18 protein-coding genes and 1 pseudogene are annotated in these 24003 nt (G+C 65.1%); 10 read left to right on the plus strand and 9 right to left on the minus strand.

The window, feature by feature from the left end; all coding sequences use genetic code 11:
• Nucleotide 1 precedes the first annotated feature (1 nt).
• Nucleotides 2-970, plus strand: a complete 969-nt coding sequence (kynA, locus tag G3N59_RS04545) for a tryptophan 2,3-dioxygenase (protein ID WP_205981356.1) — start codon at nt 2-4, stop codon at nt 968-970.
• A 99-nt stretch (nt 971-1069) separates the two neighbouring features.
• On the opposite strand, the gene purM is transcribed toward kynA, so the two are convergent.
• On the minus strand, nt 1070-2131 hold the full coding sequence (gene purM / locus G3N59_RS04550) for a phosphoribosylformylglycinamidine cyclo-ligase (protein ID WP_205981357.1): 1062 nt from the start codon (nt 2129-2131) through the stop codon (nt 1070-1072).
• A gap of 239 nt (nt 2132-2370) precedes the next feature.
• Here purM and G3N59_RS04555 point away from each other — a divergent pair, with 239 nt between their 5' ends.
• The 7 genes and pseudogenes from G3N59_RS04555 to panB all read left to right on the plus strand — a co-directional run bounded on the left by G3N59_RS04555 (nt 2371) and on the right by panB (nt 9456).
• Nucleotides 2371-3450 carry an AI-2E family transporter gene (locus G3N59_RS04555; RefSeq protein ID WP_205981358.1) on the plus strand — a complete coding sequence of 360 codons (1080 nt, stop codon included), beginning with the start codon at nt 2371-2373 and terminating at the stop codon, nt 3448-3450.
• 59 nt (nt 3451-3509) lie between these two features.
• Nucleotides 3510-4196 (plus strand): annotated as a pseudogene (gene hda / locus G3N59_RS04560) (DnaA regulatory inactivator Hda); the annotation flags it as partial.
• 728 nt (nt 4197-4924) lie between these two features.
• Nucleotides 4925-5611 (plus strand): HAD family hydrolase, encoded by a 687-nt coding sequence (locus G3N59_RS04565; protein ID WP_205981359.1) that lies wholly within the window; start codon nt 4925-4927, stop codon nt 5609-5611.
• On the plus strand, nt 5608-7230 hold the full coding sequence (pcnB, locus tag G3N59_RS04570; protein WP_205981360.1) for a polynucleotide adenylyltransferase PcnB: 1623 nt from the start codon (nt 5608-5610) through the stop codon (nt 7228-7230). Before G3N59_RS04565 ends, pcnB begins: the two co-directional genes overlap by 4 nt.
• A gap of 72 nt (nt 7231-7302) precedes the next feature.
• The gene (gene folK / locus G3N59_RS04575) at nt 7303-7890 is read left to right on the plus strand and encodes a 2-amino-4-hydroxy-6-hydroxymethyldihydropteridine diphosphokinase (RefSeq protein WP_205981361.1); all 588 of its coding nucleotides are present in this window, start codon (nt 7303-7305) and stop codon (nt 7888-7890) included.
• Nucleotides 7887-8567 carry a deoxynucleoside kinase gene (locus tag G3N59_RS04580; RefSeq protein ID WP_205981362.1) on the plus strand — a complete coding sequence of 227 codons (681 nt, stop codon included), beginning with the start codon at nt 7887-7889 and terminating at the stop codon, nt 8565-8567. Before folK ends, G3N59_RS04580 begins: the two co-directional genes overlap by 4 nt.
• Before the next feature lie 73 nt (nt 8568-8640).
• The gene (panB, locus tag G3N59_RS04585) at nt 8641-9456 is read left to right on the plus strand and encodes a 3-methyl-2-oxobutanoate hydroxymethyltransferase (RefSeq protein WP_205981363.1); all 816 of its coding nucleotides are present in this window, start codon (nt 8641-8643) and stop codon (nt 9454-9456) included.
• A gap of 52 nt (nt 9457-9508) precedes the next feature.
• Here panB and G3N59_RS04590 read toward each other — a convergent pair whose 3' ends face one another.
• The 8 genes from G3N59_RS04590 to hrcA all read right to left on the minus strand — a co-directional run bounded on the left by G3N59_RS04590 (nt 9509) and on the right by hrcA (nt 21004).
• Entirely contained in the window at nt 9509-11314 is a 1806-nt protein-coding gene (locus G3N59_RS04590; protein WP_205981364.1) for a tetratricopeptide repeat protein, read from the minus strand.
• A gap of 160 nt (nt 11315-11474) precedes the next feature.
• The gene (pabB, locus tag G3N59_RS04595) at nt 11475-13415 is read right to left on the minus strand and encodes an aminodeoxychorismate synthase component I (protein WP_205981365.1); all 1941 of its coding nucleotides are present in this window, start codon (nt 13413-13415) and stop codon (nt 11475-11477) included.
• A 51-nt stretch (nt 13416-13466) separates the two neighbouring features.
• Nucleotides 13467-14600, minus strand: a complete 1134-nt coding sequence (gene dnaJ, locus G3N59_RS04600; protein ID WP_205981366.1) for a molecular chaperone DnaJ — start codon at nt 14598-14600, stop codon at nt 13467-13469.
• Nucleotides 14601-14877: 277 nt separating this feature from the next.
• Entirely contained in the window at nt 14878-16830 is a 1953-nt protein-coding gene (gene dnaK, locus G3N59_RS04605) for a molecular chaperone DnaK (RefSeq protein WP_205981367.1), read from the minus strand.
• 344 nt (nt 16831-17174) lie between these two features.
• A complete protein-coding gene (gene grpE / locus G3N59_RS04610) occupies nt 17175-17735 on the minus strand; it encodes a nucleotide exchange factor GrpE (RefSeq protein ID WP_205981368.1) in 561 nt (186 codons plus the stop codon).
• 506 nt (nt 17736-18241) lie between these two features.
• Nucleotides 18242-18649, minus strand: a complete 408-nt coding sequence (locus tag G3N59_RS04615; RefSeq protein ID WP_205981369.1) for an RNA-binding S4 domain-containing protein — start codon at nt 18647-18649, stop codon at nt 18242-18244.
• Nucleotides 18650-18702: 53 nt separating this feature from the next.
• A complete protein-coding gene (gene hemH / locus G3N59_RS04620; RefSeq protein WP_205981370.1) occupies nt 18703-19770 on the minus strand; it encodes a ferrochelatase in 1068 nt (355 codons plus the stop codon).
• Nucleotides 19771-19984: 214 nt separating this feature from the next.
• Nucleotides 19985-21004: a heat-inducible transcriptional repressor HrcA gene (gene hrcA, locus G3N59_RS04625; RefSeq protein ID WP_205981371.1), complete on the minus strand. Its 1020-nt coding sequence runs from the start codon at nt 21002-21004 to the stop codon at nt 19985-19987.
• 266 nt (nt 21005-21270) lie between these two features.
• On the opposite strand from hrcA, the gene G3N59_RS04630 reads away from it, so the two are divergent.
• Complete coding sequence (locus G3N59_RS04630; protein ID WP_205981372.1) at nt 21271-22191, plus strand: NAD kinase; 921 nt, start codon at nt 21271-21273, stop codon at nt 22189-22191.
• A gap of 124 nt (nt 22192-22315) precedes the next feature.
• Complete coding sequence (gene recN, locus G3N59_RS04635; protein ID WP_205981373.1) at nt 22316-23998, plus strand: DNA repair protein RecN; 1683 nt, start codon at nt 22316-22318, stop codon at nt 23996-23998.
• The last annotated feature ends 5 nt before the right edge of the window (nt 23999-24003 follow it).

Genomic DNA, 24003 nt, shown 5'->3' on the forward strand with positions numbered 1-24003 from the left:
GATGAACGACCATATGCAGATTCCGGGCGTGCCCGAGGACGCGAACACGCCGAACGAAGCGCCGCGCGGCGGTTGTCCGTTCGGCCATGGTGCTGCGCCGGTGCAAAGCGCCACGCAGCCCTCGGCCGCCGCCGCAGAGGCAGAACAGGGCGAAGGCTGGCACGACGCGCAGCTCGACTTTTCGAAGTCGATGAGCTACGGCGATTACCTTGGGCTGGATTCAGTGCTCAGTGCGCAGCATCCGCTTTCGCCCGATCACAACGAGATGCTGTTCATCGTCCAGCATCAGACCAGCGAACTCTGGATGAAGCTCGCGCTGTACGAACTGCGCGCGGCGCTCGCCAACGTGCATCGCGACGCGTTGCCGCCGGCGTTCAAGCAGCTTGCGCGCGTCTCGCGCATCCTCGAACAACTGGTGCAGGCGTGGAGCGTGCTCTCGACGCTCACGCCTTCGGAATACACGGCGATGCGGCCGTATCTGGGCGCTTCGTCGGGCTTCCAGTCGTACCAGTACCGGATGATCGAGTTTCTGCTCGGCAACAAGAACGCGCAGATGCTCAAGCCGCACGAGCATCGGCCCGAGATTCATGCGCAGGTGAAGGCGACGCTCGAAGCGCCGTCGTTCTACGACGAAGTGATCCGCCTGCTCGCGCGGCGCGGTTTTGCGATCGCGCCGGAACGCCTGACGCGCGACTGGAGCGAGGCGACGGAGCACGACAAGAGCGTCGAGGCCGCGTGGCTGGAGATTTATCGCAATCCCTCGAAGCACTGGGATCTGTACGAGATGGCCGAAGAACTCGTCGATCTGGAGGACGCGTTCCGTCAGTGGCGCTTCCGCCACGTGACGACGGTGGAGCGCATCATCGGCTTCAAGCAGGGCACGGGCGGCACCAATGGCGCGCCGTATCTGCGCAAGATGCTCGATGTGGTGCTGTTCCCGGAGTTGTGGCACGTGCGCACGGTGTTGTGACGCTTTACCGCGCACCATGAAAAAAGCCCGCCAGATTGGCGGGCTTTTTTGCGCCAGGACCGGGTCGGCTCGGACGGGGTCGGCTCAGACGGGGTCGCCTTAGACCACCACGGTCTGCGCTTCGCCTTCGCGGCTTTCGCGCACGAAGCCGATCTTCCAGACCTGCTCGCCCGCTGCTGCCAGCTGTGCAGCGGCTGCGTCGGCCTGATCGGCCGCCACGACCACGGCCATGCCGATGCCGCAGTTGAACACGCGATGCATTTCCGCATCGGCGACACCGCCTTCCTTCTGCAGCCACGAGAACAGCGGCGGCAGCGGCCATGCGGCGTGATCGAGCTCAGCCGTGAGGCCCTCGCGCAGCACGCGCGGAATGTTTTCGACCAGACCACCGCCGGTGATGTGCGCCATGCCCTTCACGGTGATGGTTTCCATCAGCTTGAGCAGCGGCTTCACGTAGATGCGCGTGGGCGCCATCAGCGCGTCGCCCAGCGTGCGGCCGTCGAAGTCGGCGTTCAGGTCCGGGTTCGCGCGCTCGATGATCTTGCGCACCAGCGAGAAACCGTTCGAGTGGATGCCGCTCGAAGCCAGACCCAGCACCACGTCGCCCGGGGTGATGGTGCTGCCGTCGATGATCTTGCTCTTTTCGACCGCGCCAACCGCGAAACCGGCCAGATCGTATTCGCCGTCCGGGTACATGCCCGGCATTTCGGCCGTTTCACCGCCGATCAGCGCGCAGCCCGACAGTTCGCAACCTTGCGCGATGCCCTGCACGACCGTGGCCGCCGTATCGACGTCCAGCTTGCCGCAGGCGAAGTAGTCGAGGAAGAACAGCGGCTCGGCGCCCTGCACGAGGATGTCGTTGACGCTCATCGCGACGAGATCCTGGCCGACCGTGTCGTGTTTGTTCAGATGAAACGCGAGGCGCAGCTTGGTGCCCACGCCGTCGGTGCCCGAAACCAGCACCGGTTCCTTGTAACGCTTCGGCACTTCGAACAGCGCGCCGAATCCGCCGATGCCGCCCATCACGCCTTCGCGCAGGGTCTTCTTCGCAAACGGCTTGATGCGGTCGACGAGCGCGTCGCCCGCGACCATGTCGACGCCAGCGTCGGCGTAGGAGAGGCCTTGTTCCTGATTAGCGGGGCCGGATTTCGGTTGATTCATGGGGAAGCGCCAGAAGGTCGGTAAAATGCGATTTTAACCGATTGACGGCGCCCCGCCCCCGCGCCCAGGGTGAGTATTTTGGGACGAGGGTAAGACGCGCGGCACGAGTGCGGCAAAAGCAGCCGCGCTGCGGCGCGCCAGAACGGGCAGGAGACAAGGCGAAACACCGGCAAAAAAATGTCCGGCTACGACTTCGCCAGCCCGCACACCAACCGGAAAACTACGCGGAAAACCACGTTTTGTCGCAGAACACACCGATTTTCACGCCGTACCAGCGTCAGGCCTTTATCTGGGCTGCGCTCGCGCTCGCCTTCGGCATCGTGCTGTGGCTGCTGCGCCCGGTGCTCACGCCCTTCCTGCTCGGCGGCCTGCTGGCTTACGTGCTGCAGCCCGGCGTAGCCTGGCTGGTGCGCCGGCGCGTGCCGCGCGGACTCGCCGCGCTCACCATGATGCTGTTTTTCGCGCTGGTCGTGACGATGCTGGTCGTGCTGCTGCTCGCCGTGATCCAGAAGGAAGGGCCGCAGCTCAAGCAGCAGGTGCCCGCGATGATCACGCATCTGCACGACTGGCTCACGCCCAAGCTCGCGTTTCTCGGCGTAAGCGACGACATGCTCGATTTCCAGAGCCTGCGCGACATGATCACGAGCCGCGTCGAAGGCAGCGCGCAGACCATCGCGCTCTACGCGTGGACCTCGATCCGCACCAGCAGCAACGTGGCGCTCGAAGTGGTCTCGAACGCCGTGCTGGTGCCGCTCGTGCTGTTCTATCTGCTGTACGACTGGAACGCGATGCTCGCGCGCGTGCAGACCTTCATCCCGCGCCGCTGGTTCGCGCGCACCATGGAACTGGCGGGCGAAATGGATCGCATGCTCGCGCAATATCTGCGCGGCCAGTTGCTGGTGATGGCGATTCTCGCGGCCTTCTACGCGATCACGCTGTCGATTGCGGGCTTCGAAGTGGCGTTGCCGGTGGGCGTATTCACGGGCCTCGCGGTGCTGATCCCGTATCTCGGATACGCGACGGGCCTCGTGCTCGCGCTCGTTGCCGCACTTTTGCAATTCGGTAGCTGGTATGGTTTTGGCGCAGTCGCCTTGATCTACGGCGTGGGCCAGGTCCTCGAAGGCTTTTTCCTCACGCCGCGGCTGGTGGGCGAACGTATCGGCCTGCATCCGCTGGCGGTGATTTTCGCCTTGCTCGCCTTCGGGCAACTGTTCGGTTTCTTCGGCGTGCTGCTCGCGCTGCCGGCCAGCGCGATCCTGTCGATCGCCCTGCGCGAACTGCGCCGCAGCTATCTCGCCAGCGCGCTCTACCGTAACTGAGCCGCAAGCACACACGACGAGCAGACACAGAGAGACCCGGGACTTCGGCCACACATACCGTGCAGCGACAGCTAACGCTCGATCTCGGCACTCCGCCGCCATCGACCTTCGACAACTTCCACACCGGCGCCAACGCGGAGCTGGTCGCGCGCCTGCGCGGGCTCGATGCCGCGCTCGCCGCGGGCGTCGATCCGAAGGCCGACCGCACGTTCTACGTCTGGGGCGAGCCGGGTAACGGCCGCTCGCATCTGCTGCGCTCGCTGGCCTATGAAGCGCCGCCGGGCCACGTGCGCTATCTCGGGCCGCAAAGCGGTCTCGCCGCCTTCACCTTCGACGCGCGCGTGACGATCTACGCCGTGGACGACTGCGACTCGCTCACGGGCGCGCAGCAGATCGCCCTCTTCAACCTCTTCAACGAGGTGCGCTCGAACCCCGGCACGGCGCTGGTCGCCACCGGCAATGCGCCGCCGATGGGGCTCGCGGTGCGCGAAGATCTGCGCACACGTCTGGGCTGGGGGCTGGTGTTCCATCTCGCGCCGCTCTCGGATGCGGGCAAGGCCGCCGTGCTCAAGCAGGCTGCGCGCGAGCGCGGCATCAATCTCGCCGACGATGTGCCCGCCTATCTGCTCACGCACTTCCGCCGCGACATGCCGAGCCTGATGCGCCTGCTCGACGCGCTCGACCGCTTCTCGCTGGAGCAAAAGCGCGCGGTGACGCTGCCGCTGTTGCGCACGATGCTGGCAAGCGGCGAAGGTCCGCTGAGCCCCGCGGCGCTCGCGGGCAACGACGGCGTAGCGCTGGCGACGCAAGCCGAGGTGGACGCCGCGCTCGATCTCGCCGATCCCGCCGATCCCAGCGCGGAACTGGACGATGCAGCAGAAGCGTCCGCCCGCGCCCCGGCCGGCGTCGAACTCGAACTGTTCCCGCCCCAGGAAGGGCTGGAACACGCATCGTCCGATCCCGACTACGAAGCGCCCAAACCGCCGGCCCAGCAGGCGCGCGAGTCGCTCGAATCGCTCGGCGAAAAGCCGTTCCAGCCGCCCACCGATAACGTCGATGGCGAACTGGGGGTCAAATTCCGCGACGTCGTGCATCGCGAACTGGGCACCGACCTGCAAGGCGAAGTCAACGCCGATGTCAGCAACGAAATGAGCGGCGAACTGAACGGCGATCTCGATCCGCCCGCAGCGGAAGATCAAGCCGATCAACCGTCCGCCGCTAATCCGCACGGCCCGAACCCGCCGTCCGCCGCCGATGCCGATGCCGATGCCGCACCCGCCGCCGATGCTGCCGCCGCTGGCGAATCCAGCGAATCCGCCGATTCCAGCGCCCCAGGCACGCGCGCCGCGCCCGCGCAGGCCTCGCCCAGCGCCGCCGACGGCCAGACCGACACCTCAACCGATCAGCAGCCCGCCGCGCCGGCCCAAGCCGGTACGGGCAACGGCTTCACCCGCTTCAAGTAAAATGAGCGCCCATGGCTAATCTCGCACTTTTCGATCTCGATCACACGCTGATCCCCACCGACAGCGACCACGAATGGGGCCGCTTCATGGTGAAGCTCGGTCTCGTGGACGCCGAGCGCTTCACCGAGCAGAACGACTTCTTCTACGGCCAGTACAAGGCCGGCACGCTCGATATCAACGCGTACCTCGTCGCCGCCCTCACGCCGCTCGCGAAGCATACGCGCGCGGAACTCAAGGCCTGGCACGACCAGTACATGCACGAAGTCATCAAACCGGCCATCCTGCCGGTGGCGATCGAACTCGTGCGCGAGCACAAGGACGCCGGCGACCTCGTCTGCATGGTCACCGCGACGAACGAATTCGTCACGGCGCCCATCGGCGAAGCCTTTGGCGTGGACAAGCTGATCGCGTGCGAAGTCGAAACCGTGGACGGACACCCCGCCTCGGCATTCACCGGCCGCCCGACGGGCACGCCGAGCTTCCGCGAAGGCAAGATCACCCGCGTCGAAGCCTGGCTTGCCTCGATGGGCAAGAGCTGGGCCGATTTCGAGCGCAGCTACTTCTACAGCGACTCGCACAACGACATTCCGTTGCTCGAGAAAGTCACCGACCCGATCGCGACCAACCCCGACGACACCCTGCGCGCCCACGCGCAAAAAGCAGGCTGGCGCATCCTCGATTTGTTCCAGGCATCGTGATCAAGAAATTCATCCGCAAGCTGTTCGGCCAGGACGACGCCGCCCTCGAAGGCCAACAGGGCGAACATGGCGACCATGCCGACGACACCCGCGCCGCCTCGCATGACGGCGACACCGCCGTCGGCACCGCCACCCGCACGCGTCGCAAGACCGTCACGGTCAAGAAGGAAACGAAGCCGCGCGCCGGTAAGGCCGCGCGCGATCCGGCCGCGCCCGTGATCCTGTCGTCCGACGTGCATGGCATCAACCCGTCGCTGATTTCGCGTAACGCCGTGCGCGTGACCGAAGGTCTGCAACAGGCGGGCTTCCGCGCGTTCATCGTCGGCGGCGCGGTGCGCGACCTGCTGCTGGGCGTCGCGCCCAAGGACTTCGACGTCGCCACCGACGCCACGCCCGAACAGGTGCAGAAGCTGTTCCGCCGCGCGCGCATCATCGGCCGCCGCTTCCAGATCGTGCACGTGCAGTTCGGCCAGGAAATCATCGAAGTCTCGACCTTCCGCGCGCTGGTGGATGCACCGCCTGCTGCGGCACCGGCCGCGCCGCAAAAGCGTATGCGCCGCGACGAACTCGACCGCAAGACCCATCACGTCGACGCCAGCGGCCGCGTGCTGCGCGACAACGTCTGGGGCGAGCAGCACGAAGACGCCACGCGCCGCGACTTCACGATCAACGCGATGTACTACGATCCGGCCTCGCAAACGGTGCTGGACTACCACAACGGCATGGCCGACATGCGCGCGCGTCTGCTGCGCATGATCGGCGACCCGGCCACGCGTTATCGCGAAGACCCGGTGCGCATGATGCGTGTGGTGCGTTTCGCGGCCAAGCTCGGCTTCGAGATCGAAGATCACACGCGCGCGCCGATCAAGGAAATGGCCGATCTCATCAACAACGTGCCGGCGGCGCGTCTGTTCGACGAGATGCTCAAGCTGCTGCTTTCGGGCCACGCGCTCGAATGCCTGAAGTGGCTGCGCAAGGAAGGCCTGCATCACGGCCTGCTGCCGCTGCTCGACGTGGTGCTCGAACAGCCGCAAGGCGAGCGCTTCATCACGCTCGCGCTGTCGAACACCGACGCGCGCGTGCGCGCAGGCAAGCCGGTTTCGCCGGGCTTCCTGTTCGCCACGCTGCTCTGGCACGACGTCCAGCAACGTCTTCAGCAATACACGGCCGAGGGCGAATTCCCGGTGCCGGCGCTGCATCGCGCGATGGACGACGTGATCGACGTGCAGACCGAAAAGCTGGCGATCCATCGCCGCTTCTCGTCGGATATGCGCGAGATCTGGGGCCTGCAACTGCGCCTCGAAAAACGCGGCCGCAGTGCGATCAAGCTGCTGGAACACCCGCGCTTCAGAGCGGGGTATGATTTCCTCCTGCTGCGCTGCGAGTCGGGCGAGCTCGAGATGGAAACCGGTCAATGGTGGACCGACTTCATCAGCGGCGATCCGGCCGCGCGTGAAACGCTGCTCAACGCTGGTGGCAGCCGTGAACGTTCGCCGCGCAAGCGCCGCCGTCGTGGTGGCGCGAAGGGCCGCAAAACGGGCGAAGCCGGGACCGGCGCCGAAGGCACGGAAACGGATTCGGCGCACCACCATGACGACGACGGCCCGTACGAAGACTGACGCCATGCCGGCGCAGCACCGTGCGGGCGCCGCAGCAGCGCCTTTGCAACGATAGCCGCAGGAAGTGAAGCCATGACGGTTGCCTGGCTGGGAATTGGCGCAAATCTGGGGGATGCGCGCCAGACCCTCAAAGACGCGGTGGTGTGTCTCGCGCAACAGCACACCATCACCGTGGTCGCCAAATCGAGTCTGTACCGCACCGCGCCGATCGACGCGGGCGGCGACGACTATTTCAATTGCGTCGTGAAGCTCGAAACGTGCCTCACGGCGCACGATCTGCTCGCCCTGTGCCAGCGCATCGAGCATCATTTCGGCCGCGAACGCCCCTTTCGCAACGCGCCGCGCACGCTCGACATCGACATCCTGCTGTTCGGCGATGCCATGATCGACGAAGCCGACCTGATCGTGCCGCATCCGCGCATGACGGCTCGCGCCTTCGTGCTCGCGCCGCTCGCCGAAATCGACGATGCGCTCGTGATTCCCGGCCAGGGCGTGGTGAGCACGTTCCTGCCGGGCGTCGCCGATCAACGCATCGAGAAGCTGCGGCCGCTGTGCCAGTGCCTGGGCATCGCGCCCGAAGGCGCTGAAGCCGCCACGGCTGCCCATGCCGACAAAGACGCCAATAAAGACGCCGGCAAAAAATCCGGTACTTGCCGATGAGCACACCGCTGCCGATCGTCACCGCGCGCGCCATCCGGCCCGCGCTCGACTACATTGCGATCGAAGGGCCGATCGGCGCGGGCAAGACCGCGCTGGCCACGCGTCTGGCCGAACGCTGGCAGATGCAGACGCTGATCGAATCGCACATCGACAATCCCTTTCTCGAGCGCTTCTATCGCGATCCGTCGCGCCATGCGCTGGCCGCGCAGCTGGCGGTCGCGTTGCAGCGCGAGCGTCTGTCGCATGAAGTGAGCGCGCGCCGCACGTCCGGCGCGCCGCTCGTGACCAACTTCCTCGCCGAGCGCAACGACGTGTTCGCGCGTCTCACGCTGCCCGAGGAAGAACTGCCGCTCTACCACGCGCTCGCCGCGCGTCTGCCCGTGCAGGCGCCGCCGCCCGATCTCGTGGTGTATCTCCAGGCAAGCCCCGAAGCCCTGTTCGCGCGCATCCAGAAGCGCGCGGTGCCGGTGGAGCAGCACATCTCCGACGCCTTCCTGCGTGGGTTGTGCGACAGCTACAACGAATTTTTCTATCATTACGACCGCGCGCCGGTGCTGACGGTCGGCGTCGAGAATCTGAACCCGCTCGACTCCGACGAAGACCTTGCGCTGATCGCCGAACGTATCGAAACGATGCGCGGACGCAAGGAATCGTTCGTCAAGGGCACGTCGCTCTGAAACTCGTCAGACCGACGCCCGACCGGTTTCTCCATCCTTAACGGATCTCACAAGGATCACCCCAGGATTTCCCATGACTTACCTGCAGGAAACGAGCCGCAGCGCGATCACCGTGCCGAAGCTCCAGACCATGCGCGACGCGGGCGAAAAGATCGCCATGCTCACGTGCTACGACGCCAGCTTCTCCGCGCTGTGCGACCGCGCGGGCGTCGATACCGTGCTGATCGGCGACTCGCTCGGCAATGTGCTCCAGGGCCACACGACGACCCTGCCCGTCACGCTCGACGACATCGCCTATCACACGGCTTCGGTGGCGCGTGCGCAGACCAAGGCGCTGATCATCGCCGATCTGCCGTTCGGCACCTTCGGCACGCCGGAAGACGCCTTCGCCAGCTCGGTCAAGCTGATGCGCGCGGGCGCGCAGATGGTGAAGATCGAAGGCGGCGAATGGCTCGCGCCAACCGTGAAGATGCTGGTCGAGCGTGCGGTGCCGGTGTGCGCGCATATCGGCCTCACGCCGCAGTCGGTGCATGCGTTCGGCGGTTTCAAGGTGCAGGGCAAGACCGATGCGGCCGCGGCGCAGCTCGTGCGCGACGCCATCGCGCTGCAGGACGCGGGCGCGCAACTCGTGGTGATCGAGGCGGTGCCCTCGGCGCTGGGCGCGGAAGTCACGAAGCAGTTGCGCATTCCGACCATCGGCATTGGCGCGGGTCTGGATTGCTCGGGTCAGGTGCTGGTGTTGCACGACATGCTGGGCATTTTCCCCGGCAAACGTCCGCGCTTCGTGAAGGATTTCATGGAAGGCCAGCCGAATATCGAAGCGGCCGTGCGCGCCTATGTGCAGGCCGTGAAGGAAGGCACGTTCCCCGGGCCCGAGCACGTATTCTGAAGCACGCTCATTGAAGCATCGGGCACGCACCCCGCGGTCATCGCGACCGCATTCAGGGGTGCGCCGCCTCCTGTGCGCGTAGCTGCAACGCCTGCCTGACACGCTCGATCACCTCGCCCCACTCTGCCGGGCGACGCTGGCGAAACAGCCGCGCGGAGGGATACCACGGCGAATCGTCGCGATCGGCGAGCCAGCGCCAGCAGCCGTCGAATCGCGACAATATCCACACCGGACGATTCAGCGCACCCGCAAGGTGCGCCATCGACGTATCGACGGTAATCACGAGATCGAGACAGGCGACGATGGCGGCCGTATCGGCGAAATCCGTGACGCCGCCCATCGGGTCCACGGGACGCCAGTGCGCGTCGATCTCATCGAGTTGCGCCCGCGTCGCCGCGCCAAACTGCAAACTCACGAAACTCACGCCGGGCGTATCCAGCAACGGCTCGAACGCACGCGCATGGAGCGAGCGGCGCGCGTCCGTCGCCTGCAGATCGGGCAGATGGGGACGTGAATCGCCGGCCCAGACCAGCCCGACCTTGAAGCCCGACGACGGCAATCGAGCCTGCCATTGCGCGATCAACGGCGCGGGTGCGCGCAGATAAGGCACCGCGGCGGGAATCGTGGCCAGCGTGGTGCCGAAGCGCAGCGGCAAGCTCATCATGAGACACCAGAAGTCGTGCCGGGGTATCGCATCGATTGCGTCTGACTGCGCCCTGACGTCGATGCCCTCGATACCGTCGAACAGGCGCTTCAAAGGCGGCTGGCAAAGGACCGTGAGCCGCGCCGGCCCGTAAGCCTTCAACATCGGCAAATAGCGGATGAACTGCAGACTGTCGCCCAGCCCCTGTTCGCACAACACCAGAAGCGACTTGCCGCGTAACGGCTCGCCTTGCCATTGCGGCCATTGCGATGTCAACGGCGGCAGATGGGCGGTTTCCTTGAAGACCGCTGTACGCGTTTCGAATCCGCGCCATCCTTCTTCGTAGCGACCGTCCTTGAGCTCGATATGGCTGAGATTGAATTGCGCGCGCAGATTGCCGGGATCGAGTTCGAGCGCGCGGCGCAATGCGGCTTCCGCCTCGTCGCGCCGTTCGGCGCGCAGCAGCATGGTGCCGTGATTGACGTGCAGATCGGCGCATTGCGGATCGAGCGCCAGGCCGTGGGCGCAGGCTGACTCGGCTTCGTCGAAACGCGCCTGGCCAGTGAGCGTCGAAGCGAGGCCGGAATACAGCATTGCGGAGCCGGGCAACAGTTCGATCGCCCGGCGATAACACGCCTCGGCTTCACGATAGCGCTGGGCTTTCACCAGCAACCAGCCGAGGTTCTGGTGCAGGCGAGCGTTGGCAGGTTCGATCGCGAGCGCGTGGCGCAGGCTGACCTGGGCTTCGTCGAACCAGCCGCGCTCACCCATCAGAATGCCGAGATTCAGGTGCGCATCGACGTGGCGCGGGTCCAGTTCAATCGCCCGGCGCAGCGCGGCCTCCGCCGCTTCGACATAGCCTTGCCCCATCCATAGGGTGCCGAGTTTGTAGTACGAAGACGTAAAGCTCGAATCGAGTTCGATGGCCTGCAACCACGCCGCTTCGGCGGCGGCCAGATCGTTCTCGCTCGAGAGCACGCTGCCGAGATTGTCTTGAAACAGGGGCGTGTCGCTGATCGCAATCGCCTTGCGGATCAGCGCGATCGCCTTGCCGTTGGCGCCTTGCGCATACTCGATCAACCCGAGCAGATGCCAGGCCTGCGCGTGATCCGGCTGACTTTCCAGCACACGCAGATAACCGTCGCGCGCCTCGTCGAGACGGCCGGCCTCGTGAGCCTGCAGCGCTTGTTCAAAGGCATGTTCAAAGGCTTCCATCGTCCATCGCCTGATTTCGTGACCGGTGCGGCCAGCAGTATCGATTGCAGACGTTTGTCTGCGCCATCAATGCAGACGGGGCGGCAACGGAATCACCGTTGCCGCCCCGTCCACTCTAAACCGATTCTGCCTTCGTCTCGAAATCAGCGGTTCAAGCGCGCTAGATCGCTCGCCGGACCAGGACTGCCGGCACCGCGCCACGCAGCGCATTCGTGAGCATCAGCGCTTCGGCTTCGAGCACATCGTTGCGTGTGAGCACGCGTTCCTGTGCGCCGAAGGTTTCGTCGTCGAGCAGCACGCCGCGCATCACGCCCGGCAGCACGCCCGAGGCGAGCGGCGGCGTCCACCATTGACCGCCGATCTTCACGAACACGTTCGAGCGCCCGCCTTCGGTCAGCTCGCCGCGTTCGTTGAAGAACAGCATGTCGAAGCCGCCTTGCGCTTCGGCCTCGCGCCATGCGCGGTCGAAGTCGGCGCGGCGCGTGGATTTGCGCAGCAACAGCGCATCGGCCGATTCCACCGGCGCGAAACCATGATCAGGCGCGAGCAGCACGCCAACGGTGTCGTGCGCCAAAGGCGCGAGCGGCGCATGCGTCAGCGCGATCTCGCCGCTTTTGGCGAGCGCGACCCGCACGCGATGCGGCGCATCGTCGTCCGTCCATTCGGCGCAGGCTTGCGCGAGGCGCGCGCGCAAGCCATCGACATCGCACGGAAAACCGAACCACGCCGCGCTCGACGCGAGACGCACCAGATGACGTTCGAGGTGACGCACGCCCTGCGCGCGCGTGGCGTACATCGTTTCGAACAGTTCGATGCCGGGATCGGCTTCGGTCAGGAAACGGGCTTTCAAACGCATCTCCTCGTATTCGTCGGCGGCCACGCTGTCGAGCACGATGCCCGCGCCCACGCCCATTTCGCCGCGGCGCAAACCTGCATTCGCCGCATTCGTCACATTCCCGGCTTCGAGCGTCAACGTGCGGATCACCACCGAGAGGCAAAAATCGCCGCACGCCTCGCCGTCGCGCGCCGCATCGAGCCAGCCGATCGTGCCCGTGTACAGCCCGCGCGGACCATGCTCGAGCGCATCGATCAACTCCATCGTCCGATGCTTGGGCGCGCCCGTGATCGAACCGCAGGGGAACAGCGCGCGCATCGCTTCGGCGAACGTCGTGCCTTCGCGCAGCTTCGCTTCGACCGTCGAGGTCATCTGCCACACCGACGCATACGGCTCGACGCTGAACAGTGCCGGCACGCGCACCGAGCCCGTCTGCGCCACGCGCGACACGTCGTTGCGCAGCAGATCGACGATCATCACGTTTTCGGCGCGATTCTTGGGATCGTTGGCGAGAAAGCGCGCGGCCGCTGCATCTTCGAGCGGATCGGCCGAGCGCGCGGCGGTGCCCTTCATCGGCCTGGCGCGCAGCGTTTCGCCCTGCTTCTCGACGAACAGCTCGGGCGAGCACGACAGCACCCAGCGATCGCCCGGCAGCGCGATGAGCGCGCCGTAACGCACGCGCTGACGCTCGCGCAAACGCCGATAAAGCGCCACCGGCGTGCCAAACGCCTCGAACTCGAGCCGGTAGGTGTAGTTGACCTGATACGAATCGCCGATGCGCAGCGCGTCCTGCACCGCGCCGATATCGTGCTCGAAGCGCTCGCGATCGACGCCCATCGTCACGCCTGCGATACCGGCGGGCTGCGGCGTCTCGCTGTTTTCCTGCGCGGCGAGCCAGGCATCGGCTTCGTCGCGCGAGAGTTTTTCGCAGCGTTCGAACAATAAAAAACGCAGCGCGGCGTGGCCGTGCTGCGTTCCGGTCGTTTCAACAGAGGGGGTTGCCTGCGTCAGGGCGGCCCGCGTCAGGGCGGTGCGCTGCTTGTCGAACACGAGCGCGCGCCCGAAGTCGTAGTCGCCGAGCACGAGGCTGTGCAGCCCCGCGTCCTGCGCCGCGCGCACCTGCGCGCACACCGCGTCGAGATCCGCCGGGCGTTCGCACGCAAGTTCGCGCGCGAACCCCGTATAGAGACGGCTCGAACGGCTTGCGGCCGTCGAGTCGCCATCGTCGAGCAGCGCGAATACCGCGCCGCCTGAGTTACCTGCCATTGTGTGACTACCTGTACTGCCTGCGGTCCCGCAAAGCCGGGAAACCGCGCATCAATCGAAGAAGCTCTTCACGCGATCGAACCAGCTCTTGCTCTGCGGGCTGTGACGCGAACCGCCTTCCACGAGCGACTTCTCGAACTGCTGGAGCAGTTCGCGCTGGTGGTCGGTGAGCTTGACCGGCGTTTCCACCTGCACGTGCACGTAGAGGTCGCCGGCAATGCTCGAACGCAGGCCCTTGATGCCCTTGCCGCGCAGACGGAAGGTCTTGCCCGATTGCGTGCCTTCCGGGACCGGGAACGTCGCGCGACCGGCCAGCGTCGGCACTTCGATCTCGCCGCCCAGCGCTGCCGTGGAGAACGGAATCGGCATCTGGCAATGCAGATCGTCGCCGTCGCGCTCGAAGACCGCGTGCTGCTTGATGTGGATTTCGACGTACAGATCGCCCGACGGACCGCCGTTGATGCCCGGCTCGCCGTTGCCGGCCGAACGGATACGCATGCCGTCGTCGATACCGGCCGGAATCTTCACTTCCAGCGTCTTGGTTTCCTTTACCTTGCCCGCGCCGTGGCAGGCCGTGCAGGGCTCAGGAATGTACGAACCGGTGCCGTGGCACTTCGGGCAGGTCTGCTGGATGCTGAAGAAGCCCTGCGACATGCGCACCGAACCCGAACCGTGACAGGTCGGGCAGGTTTCCGGCTTGGTGCCGGGCTTCGCGCCCGAACCGTGACAGACTTCGCAGCCGCTCCAGCCCGGCACGCGGATCTGCGTTTCGTAGCCGTGTGCTGCCTGCTCCAGCGTGATTTCCATGCTGTAGCGCAGGTCTGCGCCGCGATACACCTGCGGGCCGCTGCGCTGGCCGCCGCGACCGCCAGCCGCCTGACCGAAGATATCGCCGAAGATGTCGCCGAAAGCGTCCGCGAAACCGCCGAAGCCCTGCGCGCCCGCGCCGCCCATATTGGGATCGACGCCCGCGTGGCCGTACTGGTCATAGGCGCCGCGCTTTTGCGAGTCCGACAGCATTTCATAGGCCTCTTTGACCTCCTTGAAATGCTCTTCCGCATCCTTGTTGTCCGGATTGCGGTCGGGGTGGTACTTCATCGCCAGCTTGCGATACGCCTTCTTGATTTCGTCGTCGCTCGCGTTCTTCGCGACGCCCAGAACCTCGTAGTAATCCCGTTTCGCCATATCGGTTCAACGCCGGCCGCACGCTGCGCGCACGCCGGCTCCTCTTGAATGCTGGATCTCGTGACCCGTTAGCCGCTCTTTTTGAACCCCGCGCACGCGTTTTTCACGCGCATGCGGCCCCTGAAAAAGAACGGCCTCCATAAAACAAATGTGCCCGGAGAGCCGTAAAGGCCCGCCAGGCGCTGCAATGCAGTGCGCATCGTAACCGATGCGGCCGCTGCCGTCCTCGTTGCGTTGGCCACAACCGGAAACGGTTGCGGCCTCGGCATGCGGACGCTTAGTCCTTCTTGACTTCCTTGAACTCGGCGTCGACGACGTCGTCGGCCTGGTTCTGCGCGCCTTGTTCGGCACCGGCTGCACCTGCAGCGCCGGCCGCGCCAGCAGCACCTGCCTGCTGTGCCTGCATGTCGGCGTACATCTTTTCGCCGAGCTTCTGCGAAGCCGTGGACAGCGTTTCGACCTTCGCGTCGATCGTCGCCTTGTCAGCCGACGAATCCTTCAGCGTGTCTTCGAGGTCCTTCAGCGCGGCTTCGATCTTGTCCTTTTCGGACGCGTCGATCTTGTCGCCGTACTCGGCCACGGCCTTCTTCGTGCTGTGAACCAGCGCGTCGCCCTGGTTGCGCGCGTCGGCCAGCTCACGCAGACGGTGATCTTCTTCCGCGTTCGCTTCGGCGTCCTTCACCATCTTCTCGATTTCGGCTTCGGACAGACCCGAGTTCGCCTTGATCGTGATGCGGTTTTCCTTGCCGGTCGCCTTGTCCTTCGCGCCGACGTGCAGAATGCCGTTCGCGTCGATGTCGAAGCTCACTTCGATCTGCGGCACGCCGCGCGGTGCGGGCGGGATGCCTTCGAGGTTGAACTCGCCCAGCAGCTTGTTGCCCGCTGCCATTTCGCGTTCGCCCTGGAACACCTTGATCGTCACGGCCGACTGGCTGTCGTCAGCCGTCGAGTAGACCTGAGCGTGCTTGGTCGGGATCGTGGTGTTCTTGTTGATCATCTTCGTCATCACGCCGCCGAGCGTCTCGATACCGAGCGAGAGCGGGGTGACGTCGAGCAGCAGCACGTCCTTGCGGTCGCCCGACAGAACCTGGCCTTGAATCGCGGCGCCAACGGCGACGGCTTCGTCCGGGTTCACGTCACGGCGCGGGTCCTTGCCGAAGAATTCCTTGACCTTCTCCTGCACCTTCGGCATACGCGTCTGGCCGCCGACGAGAATCACGTCGTCGATGTCGCTCACCTTCACGCCTGCGTCCTTGATCGCGACGCGAGCCGGCTCGATGGTGCGCTCGATCAGGTCTTCGACCAGCGCTTCCAGCTTGGCGCGCGTGATCTTCAGGTTCAAGTGCTTCGGACCCGATGCGTCTGCCGTGATGTACGGCAGGTTGATTTCGGTCTGCTGGCCCGACGACAGTTCGATCTTGGCCTTTTCAGCGGCTTCCTTCAGGCGTTGCAGCGCGAGCACGTCCTTCGAGAGGTCGACGCCCTGCTCTTTCTTGAATTCGCCGATGATGTAATCGATGATGCGCTGGTCGAAGTCTTCGCCGCCGAGGAACGTGTCGCCGTTCGTCGAGAGCACTTCGAACTGCATTTCGCCGTCCACATCTGCGATCTCGATGATCGAGATGTCGAACGTGCCGCCGCCGAGGTCGAACACGGCGATCTTGCGGTCGCCCTTTTCAGCCTTGTCCAGACCGAATGCCAGTGCGGCTGCGGTCGGCTCGTTGATGATGCGCTTGACTTCCAGACCGGCGATGCGGCCTGCGTCCTTGGTAGCTTGACGCTGGCTGTCGTTGAAGTACGCGGGAACCGTGATCACGGCTTCCGTGACCGGCTCGCCGAGGTAGTCTTCAGCGGTCTTCTTCATCTTGCGCAGAACTTCAGCCGACACCTGCGACGGTGCGAGGTTCTGGCCGTGTGCTGCAACCCATGCGTCGCCGTTGTCGTGCTTGACGATCTGGTACGGCATCAGGTTGATGTCCTTCTGCACTTCCTTTTCGTCGAAGCGGCGGCCGATCAGGCGCTTGACGGCGTACAGCGTGTTGCGCGGGTTCGTGACCGATTGACGCTTGGCCGGCGCGCCGACCAGCACTTCGTTGTCGTCCATGTAGGCGATGATCGACGGCGTCGTGCGAGCGCCTTCCGAGTTCTCGATCACCTTGACCTGATTGCCTTCCATCAGCGCCACGCACGAGTTCGTGGTGCCGAGGTCGATACCGATGATTTTGCCCATTTTTCTCAATTCTCCAATTTTGATCCGCTGTTGCGTACCGCCGCTCATCTTGTGGCTGGCGTGAACGCCTCAATAAATTCAGAACTGCTGCCCAAATAAGTGCCGAGACGGCGTTTTCAAGAGCTTTGGGCTATGCGTTCGTTATTTTTTTTCAATCGGGGAGGCATTTTCGCGATGTTCGGGAAAATGCGCCACCCTTCGCTTTCGAATGCCTTTCATAAAGGCCGTTGGCAGCGACTTTTCAGGCGAAATTCGAAGCGCTGGTCGGGCGACCGGTTACGGCAGTTATCGACCGAACCGGGCCCTTTATTGAGGGTGCTGCGCGTTTCTGCTTATCTGCCTGCTTACTTCGGCTGGGAAACCGTGACCAGCGCCGGACGCAGCACGCGCTCGGCGATCACGTAGCCCTTTTGCAGGACCGAAACGACCGTGTTGGCGTCCTGTTCCGACGGCACCATCGAAATCGCCTGATGGCGATGCGGATCGAACTTCTCGCCAACCGGGTTGATCGCGACGACCTTGCCCTTCTCCAGCGCGCCGCTCAGTTGCTTGAGCGTGAGTTCGACGCCTTCGTTGACCTTGGCGAGGTCATCCGAGCCGTGCGCGAGCGCGGCTTCGAGGCTGTCGACCACCGGCAGCAGGTGTTCCGCGAAGCTTTCGATCGCGAACTTGTGCGCCTTGCTGACGTCTTCCTGGGCGCGGCGGCGGACGTTTTCCGTCTCGGCCTTGGCGCGCATGAACGCGTCCTGCAGCTCGGCGATCTTTGCCTGCGCTTCGGCCAGCGCGGCGTCCGCGCCTTCGGCTGCCGGCGCTGCGCCTTCCTGCTGGGCGGCGGCAGCGGCTTGCGACGCCTCGTCCGCGGGCGTGGGGTTCTGGCTCGTCGGGTTCTCTTGCGTGTTTTCCATGTCGCTGAACGTCGTTGAATAGTAAAAAAGGGAACGAAGCGCGGACCATCTGGACCTGCTGCCCGCGGCACGTTGCGCCAGCGCGACAGATGCTTCGTACATTGCGACAGCACATGGGTGCCGGATCGCCTGTTTCAAGGGCTTCCCGGCGCTTTTTTAGACAAACATCAAAGCGCCGAAACTGCCCGTTACAACCATTACTGCAGCGCGGAAAAAATCGGATTGAGTGCGCCGCGCGGCTGACCTACACTCAGGAACAGGTGCTGCTCCAAGGGTGTTTACCCGGAGCTTTCAGCACCCCACCGAACCGGTCCGCACGCACCACAACGGGCCATCTGACTGGCCGTTTTGCAGCGATCCCTTGGGGAGTACCGTGAAACTGACCTTTGCCATCTCGGTGGTCGCTCTGGTACTCATCGCCGGAACCACCACCATCTGCATGTCCGGCGCCGTGAACGACAACACCACGGAATACGGGAGCGCGCACGCAACCATGGAAGCGCTCTTCAATCCTCACGCGAAAGTTTGTCGATAGTGCGCCGGTCGCGCTTGGTCGGCCTGCCGTGCAACGCGGAGGCCGGCTCGCGAAAGATCCTGCGCCTCTCCTGTTCGGCCGCGCGCCTCGTGCGGCCTTCCTCTGTTTCCGCATAAAGCGACTGCGCGATGCTCGCCGGGCCGCGGACGTCGCAGATTCCCAGCACATCCACTTCCCAACGCACGTGATCGATCTCGATTTCGACACGATCGCCCACGCGCACGTCCTTCGACGCCTTCACGGCTTCGCCGCCAATTCGCACATGGCCCTTGCCGACGGCATCCGTCGCCAGCGAGCGCGTCTTGAAAAAGCGCGCCGCCCACAGCCATTTGTCGATGCGCAGACGCGCGCCGGGTTCGGTGGAAATCTTGTAGTTCATACGTGACGCTCTGCTGACAATCCTCGTGCTGGACCCGGTGTCTTGCGACTCGATCAGGCCGCCGCGCCCGCATGCGCCGGCGCTTGAACCGGCCAGCCTTGCAGGTTCTGCGCAACGATCTCTCCCAGCGCGGAAATCCACGCGGGCGAGTTGTTCAGGCACGGAATCCGATGGAATTCCTTGCCGCCGCCGTGCAAGAATTCGTCGCGCACTTCCATGCCGATTTCCTCGATGGTTTCGAGGCAATCGGCCGTAAAACCGGGACAAAACACGTCGGCGCGACGCACGCCGCCCTGCCCCAATTCCTTGAGCGTGGGCGCCGTGTAGGGCTGCAGCCATTGCGCCTTGCCGAAGCGCGACTGGAACGTCACGCGGCACTCGACCGTCGAGAGACCCAGCGCATGCATGAGCAGCGAAGCGGTCTGCTGGCATTGGTCGTGATACGGATCGCCGAGATCGAGCGTGCGGCTCGGCACGCCATGAAAGCTCAGCACGAGGCGGTCGCCGGACGCGAAATCGGGCCGGCCATGCGCCTGCCAGTACTGCTGCACCTGAGCCGCCAGCGCGCCGATATAGGCCGGATGGTCGTGATACGCGCGCACCGTGCGGATTTCCGGCTGGTTGCGCATACGCCGCAGTGCAGCAAAAGCAGCGTCGAAAGCGGTGGCCGTGGTCGACGCCGAATACTGCGGATACATCGGCACGAGCAGGATGCGCTCGGCGCCCGCGAGCTTGAGCTGATTGAGCATCGCGGGGATGTCGGGCGTGCCGTAGCGCATCGCGTAATCGACGAGCACGGTGTAATCGTTGATGTGCAACAGATGGCGCAGGCCGTCGGTCTGCTTTTGCGTGTGCACGCGCAGCGGCGAGCCTTCGGGCGTCCAGACCGCCGCATATTTCTTCGCCGACGAACGGCCGCGCAGCGGCAGAATCAGCGCGCGCAGGATCACCTGCCAGATGGGCGCAGGAATCTCGACCACGCGCGGATCGGACAGAAACTGCGCGAGATAGCGGCGCACGGCGCGCGGCGTGGGCGCGTCAGGCGTGCCCAGATTGATCAGCAGCACCGCGACACGATGCGCAACAGCGGACTGCAGGGGCCGCTCCAGGTCGAAACGCATAGGCGATCAGAGACGCCACGCGCGGGGCGCGGCAACGGTTGCACAAGTGCGCATTATAGCGGGCACGCCGATGGCCAACTGAGCGCGCTTCCAGCGCTAACCCGCACGCTGGCCATTCGGCCAATGGCGCGGCGCGCCGCTTCGGGCGATCATGCTGGCAGGCGATGATGAAAAACGCGACGGCAAACCGGGAAGCGACAGGAGCGCGGGTATGTCAGTTCTGGCTAAGCGTGAGCGAAAGCAGCCGCGCGGTGATATCCACAATCGGAATCACGCGGTTGTAGGCCATGCGCGTCGGCCCGATCACGCCCAGCGTGCCGACGATCTTGCCGTTGACTTCGTAAGGCGCGGTCACCACGCTCATTTCCTCGATCGGCACGAGTTGGGATTCGCCGCCGATGAAGATCTGCACGCCTTGCGCGTGGCTGGACACGTCCAGCAGTTGCAGCAGGCTGGTTTTCTGGTCGAACACGTCGAACAGCTTGCGCAGGCGCGCCATGTCCGACGAAAGATCGGCCACTTCGAGCAGGTTGCGCTCGCCGGAGATCAGCACGGTCTCGCCGGTATCGGTGTCCTCGGTGCTGGCGGTCACGGCCGCGTGCATGAGGGTGGTCATGTCGCCGCGCAGGGCGTCGATTTCCTCGCGCAGGCGGCGGCGCACATCGTCGAAGGAGAGGCCCGCGAAATGCGCGTTGATGTAATTCGAAGCTTCGATCAGCTCGGAAGGCGTGAAGTCGCGCTGCGTCGCCATGATGCGGTTCTGCACGTCGCCTTCGGGCGTGACGATGATCAGCAGGATGCGCTTGTCCGACAGGCGCATGAACTCGATCTGCTTGAACACGTGGCTGCGGCGCGGCGTGAGCACCACGCCCGCGAACTGCGAAAGGTTCGACAGCACGCTGGCCGCCGCCGCCACCACCTTCTGCGGCTCGCCGGGGCGCAGCGTGGTCTTGACCGCGCGCGTGAGGGCGTCTTCGTCGGCCGAGGGCTCGACGGTGAGCATGGTGTCGACGAACAGACGATAGCCGCGCGGCGTAGGCACGCGCCCGGCCGAGGTGTGCGGGCTGGAAACGAGTCCCAGCTCCTCCAGGTCCGACATCACGTTGCGGATCGTCGCCGGGCTCAGTTCGAGGCCGGAGAATCGCGACAGCGTGCGCGAGCCAACCGGCTGACCTTCGGCGATATATCGCTCGATCAGCGTTTTGAGGAGGGTTTGTGCGCGGGGATCTAGCATGACTGAAAATTCTAGCCTAATGCCGGGTTGGCGGCGAGTCGGGGGTGCACGCCCTCACGTGCAAGACGGCGCCGGATGGGGCGCGCGCAGGCTTTTGCAGGAGCGATGCGGTGCGCTTCGCCGTCATCCGCGGGTCATGCGGATGTCAACGCCGTGTCACCGCGTTATGCGCAGCGCGCCTGAAAATCAGCCGCCGGCCCGCCCCGGTTGGGCGGGAGCGCGGTTCCCAGGTTCTTTTCATGCACTGACTATGGTGTAATGCCGGCATGCAGATCCAGAAGATCCAGAGCCAGTTCAAAACGGTTGCGCTCGTTGGGCGCAGCAATACGCAAGGCATCGGCGAGCCGCTGACGGCGCTCGCCCAGACCATCTCGCAGCGCGGCTTCGAAGTTGTGTTCGAAGCGCAGACCGCCCAGGAGATCGGCGTCGCAGGCTATCCCGCGTTGCAGATCGCCGAAATCGGCGCGCGCGCGGATGTCGCCGTGGTGCTCGGCGGCGACGGCACGATGCTCGGCATCGGCCGCCAGCTCGCGCCCTACCGCACGCCGCTGATCGGCATCAACCACGGGCGGCTGGGCTTTATCACCGACATCCCGTTCTCCGACATGCAGGAAGTCGTGCCGCAACTGCTCGCGGGCAGCTTCGAGCGCGAGGAGCGTTCGCTGCTCGAATCGCGCATCATGCGTGACGGCGACCCGATCTACCACGCGCTCGCCTTCAACGACGTGGTCGTGAACCGCAGCGGCTTTTCGGGCATGGCGGAACTGCGCGTGCATGTGGACGGCCGTTTCATGTACAACCAGCGCTCGGACGGCCTGATCGTCGCCACGCCCACGGGCTCGACGGCCTATGCGCTGTCGTCGCAGGGGCCGATCCTGCATCCGCAACTGCAAGGCATCGTGCTCGTGCCGATCGCGCCGCATGCGCTCTCGAACCGCCCGATCGTGCTGCCCGACGACTGCAAGGTGAGCATCCAGATCGTCGCGGGCCGCGACGTCAACGTGAACTTCGACATGCAGTCGTTCACGGCCGTCGAACTCAACGACGTGATCGAAGTGCGCCGCTCGCGCCATACCGTGCCCTTCCTGCATCCGGTCGGCTACAGCTATTACCGGACGCTGCGTCAGAAACTGCACTGGAACGAGCCGCCCGCACTGCAGAATCTGTCGAGCGAGCCGCAGGACTGACGCACTCCCCGATTCGCGGATCGCGCGCCGGGCCGTAGTGCGTATGACGGCGAACCGTGCGCGCAGCCGCGATCAACCAGAACATCGAACCGGCGCCATCGCCATCCGCCAGATTCAAGACGCCATGCTCCGTCATCTCTCGATTCGCGACTTCGTGATCGTCGCCGCGCTCGACCTCGAATTCGACAGCGGCTTCACCGTGTTTTCCGGCGAAACCGGCGCGGGCAAGTCGATTCTTATCGACGCCCTGGCGCTCGCGCTCGGTGCGCGCGCCGATGCTGGCGTCGTGCGCACGGGCGAGAGCCGCGCCGACATCACCGCCGAATTCGACGCGCCGCCGCACGTGGCGGCCTGGCTCGACGAGCAGGCGCTCGCCAACAGCGATGGCGAAAACGGCGTGATCCTGCGCCGCGTGGTCGACAGCAACGGCCGCTCGCGCGCTTTCATCAACGGCACGCCGGCCACGCTCGCGCAACTGCGCGACATCGGCGAACGGCTGGTCGATATTCACGGCCAGCACGCGCACCAGTTGTTGATGCGCCCGGACTCGCAGCGCGAACTGTTCGACACGCACGCGGGCCTGACCGAACTGGCTGCGCGCGTGACGCGCGTCTGGCGCGATGCCCGCGACGCGCGCTACGCGGTGCAAACTGCCCAGTCGCGCGACCGCGAGCTGCAACTCGAACGCGAACGCCTCGCCTGGCAACTGGCCGAGCTGGACAAACTTTCGCCGCAGCCCGGCGAATGGGAAGAAGTGAGCGCGGAGCACACGCGCCTGTCGAATTCGGCGAATCTGATCGAGGGCGTGCAAGGCGCGCTGGTGGCGTTGTCGGAATCGGACGAAGCGATGATTTCGCAGTTGAATTCGATCGTCTCGAAGCTGCGCGATCTGGCCGAAGTCGATGGCGCGCTCGGCGACGCGCTCGCCGCACTCGAACCGGCCACGATCCAGCTTCAGGAAGCGGCCTACTCGCTCTCGCATTACGCGCAGCGGCTCGAACTCGATCCGAACCGGCTCGCACAAGTCGAAAAGCGCCTCGACGCGCTGCATTCGGCATCGCGCAAATTCCGTTTGCAGCCGGAAGCGCTGCCCACCGAACATGCCTCGCGCCGCCAGCAACTGGCGCTGCTCGACGCCGCATCGGATCTCGACGCCTTGCGCGCAGCCGCCGATAAGGCCAACGAAGCCTATCTCGTCGAAGCACGCAAGCTGTCCAAGGCGCGTGCCGGCGCCGCACAGGCGCTCGGCGCGGCGGTCACGCAAGGCATGCAGGAATTGTCGATGGCGGGCGGCAGCTTCGAAGTCGCGCTGGTGCCGCTCGGCGGCAATAGCGGCAACGGCGAACCGGTCGGCGGCGCGCACGGTCTGGAGCAGATCGAGTTCCGCGTCGCGGGCCACGCGGGCGTGCCGCTGCGCCCGCTCGCGAAGATCGCCTCGGGCGGCGAACTCGCGCGGATCAGCCTTGCGCTCGCCGTGATCGCGAGCGCCGCGAGCCCCACGCCCACGCTGATCTTCGACGAAGTGGATACGGGCATTGGCGGCGGCGTCGCCGAAGTGGTCGGGCGTCTGCTGCATCAACTCGGGCAGGCGCGCCAGGTGCTGTGCGTCACGCACTTGCCGCAGGTGGCCGCGCGCGGCGATCAGCACTTCCAGGTGGCGAAAGCCGGCGACGGCAATGGCGGCACGGTGTCGGCGGTCACGCCGCTCGATAAAACCGGCCGCGTCGAGGAAGTCGCCCGCATGCTCGGCGGGCTGGAAATCACCGCCACCACGCGGCGGCATGCGAAGGAGATGCTGGCGGCTTGAGGTTC

The sequence above is a fragment of the Paraburkholderia sp. Ac-20340 genome (assembly GCF_017104965.1).
GTDB lineage: Bacteria > Pseudomonadota > Gammaproteobacteria > Burkholderiales > Burkholderiaceae > Paraburkholderia.

Excerpts from the sequence above, each read along its gene's own strand:
- kynA (WP_205981356.1), top strand. The coding sequence starts at position 2 with ATGAACGACCATATGCAGATTCCGGGCGTGCCCGAGGACGCGAACACG.
- purM (WP_205981357.1), bottom strand. The coding sequence starts at position 2,131 with ATGAATCAACCGAAATCCGGCCCCGCTAATCAGGAACAAGGCCTCTCC.
- G3N59_RS04565 (WP_205981359.1), top strand. The coding sequence starts at position 4,925 with ATGGCTAATCTCGCACTTTTCGATCTCGATCACACGCTGATCCCCACC.
- folK (WP_205981361.1), top strand. The coding sequence starts at position 7,303 with ATGACGGTTGCCTGGCTGGGAATTGGCGCAAATCTGGGGGATGCGCGC.
- G3N59_RS04580 (WP_205981362.1), top strand. The coding sequence starts at position 7,887 with ATGAGCACACCGCTGCCGATCGTCACCGCGCGCGCCATCCGGCCCGCG.
- panB (WP_205981363.1), top strand. The coding sequence starts at position 8,641 with ATGACTTACCTGCAGGAAACGAGCCGCAGCGCGATCACCGTGCCGAAG.
- G3N59_RS04590 (WP_205981364.1), bottom strand. The coding sequence starts at position 11,314 with ATGGAAGCCTTTGAACATGCCTTTGAACAAGCGCTGCAGGCTCACGAG.
- pabB (WP_205981365.1), bottom strand. The coding sequence starts at position 13,415 with ATGGCAGGTAACTCAGGCGGCGCGGTATTCGCGCTGCTCGACGATGGC.
- dnaJ (WP_205981366.1), bottom strand. The coding sequence starts at position 14,600 with ATGGCGAAACGGGATTACTACGAGGTTCTGGGCGTCGCGAAGAACGCG.
- dnaK (WP_205981367.1), bottom strand. The coding sequence starts at position 16,830 with ATGGGCAAAATCATCGGTATCGACCTCGGCACCACGAACTCGTGCGTG.
- grpE (WP_205981368.1), bottom strand. The coding sequence starts at position 17,735 with ATGGAAAACACGCAAGAGAACCCGACGAGCCAGAACCCCACGCCCGCG.
- G3N59_RS04615 (WP_205981369.1), bottom strand. The coding sequence starts at position 18,649 with ATGAACTACAAGATTTCCACCGAACCCGGCGCGCGTCTGCGCATCGAC.
- hemH (WP_205981370.1), bottom strand. The coding sequence starts at position 19,770 with ATGCGTTTCGACCTGGAGCGGCCCCTGCAGTCCGCTGTTGCGCATCGT.
- hrcA (WP_205981371.1), bottom strand. The coding sequence starts at position 21,004 with ATGCTAGATCCCCGCGCACAAACCCTCCTCAAAACGCTGATCGAGCGA.
- G3N59_RS04630 (WP_205981372.1), top strand. The coding sequence starts at position 21,271 with ATGCAGATCCAGAAGATCCAGAGCCAGTTCAAAACGGTTGCGCTCGTT.
- recN (WP_205981373.1), top strand. The coding sequence starts at position 22,316 with ATGCTCCGTCATCTCTCGATTCGCGACTTCGTGATCGTCGCCGCGCTC.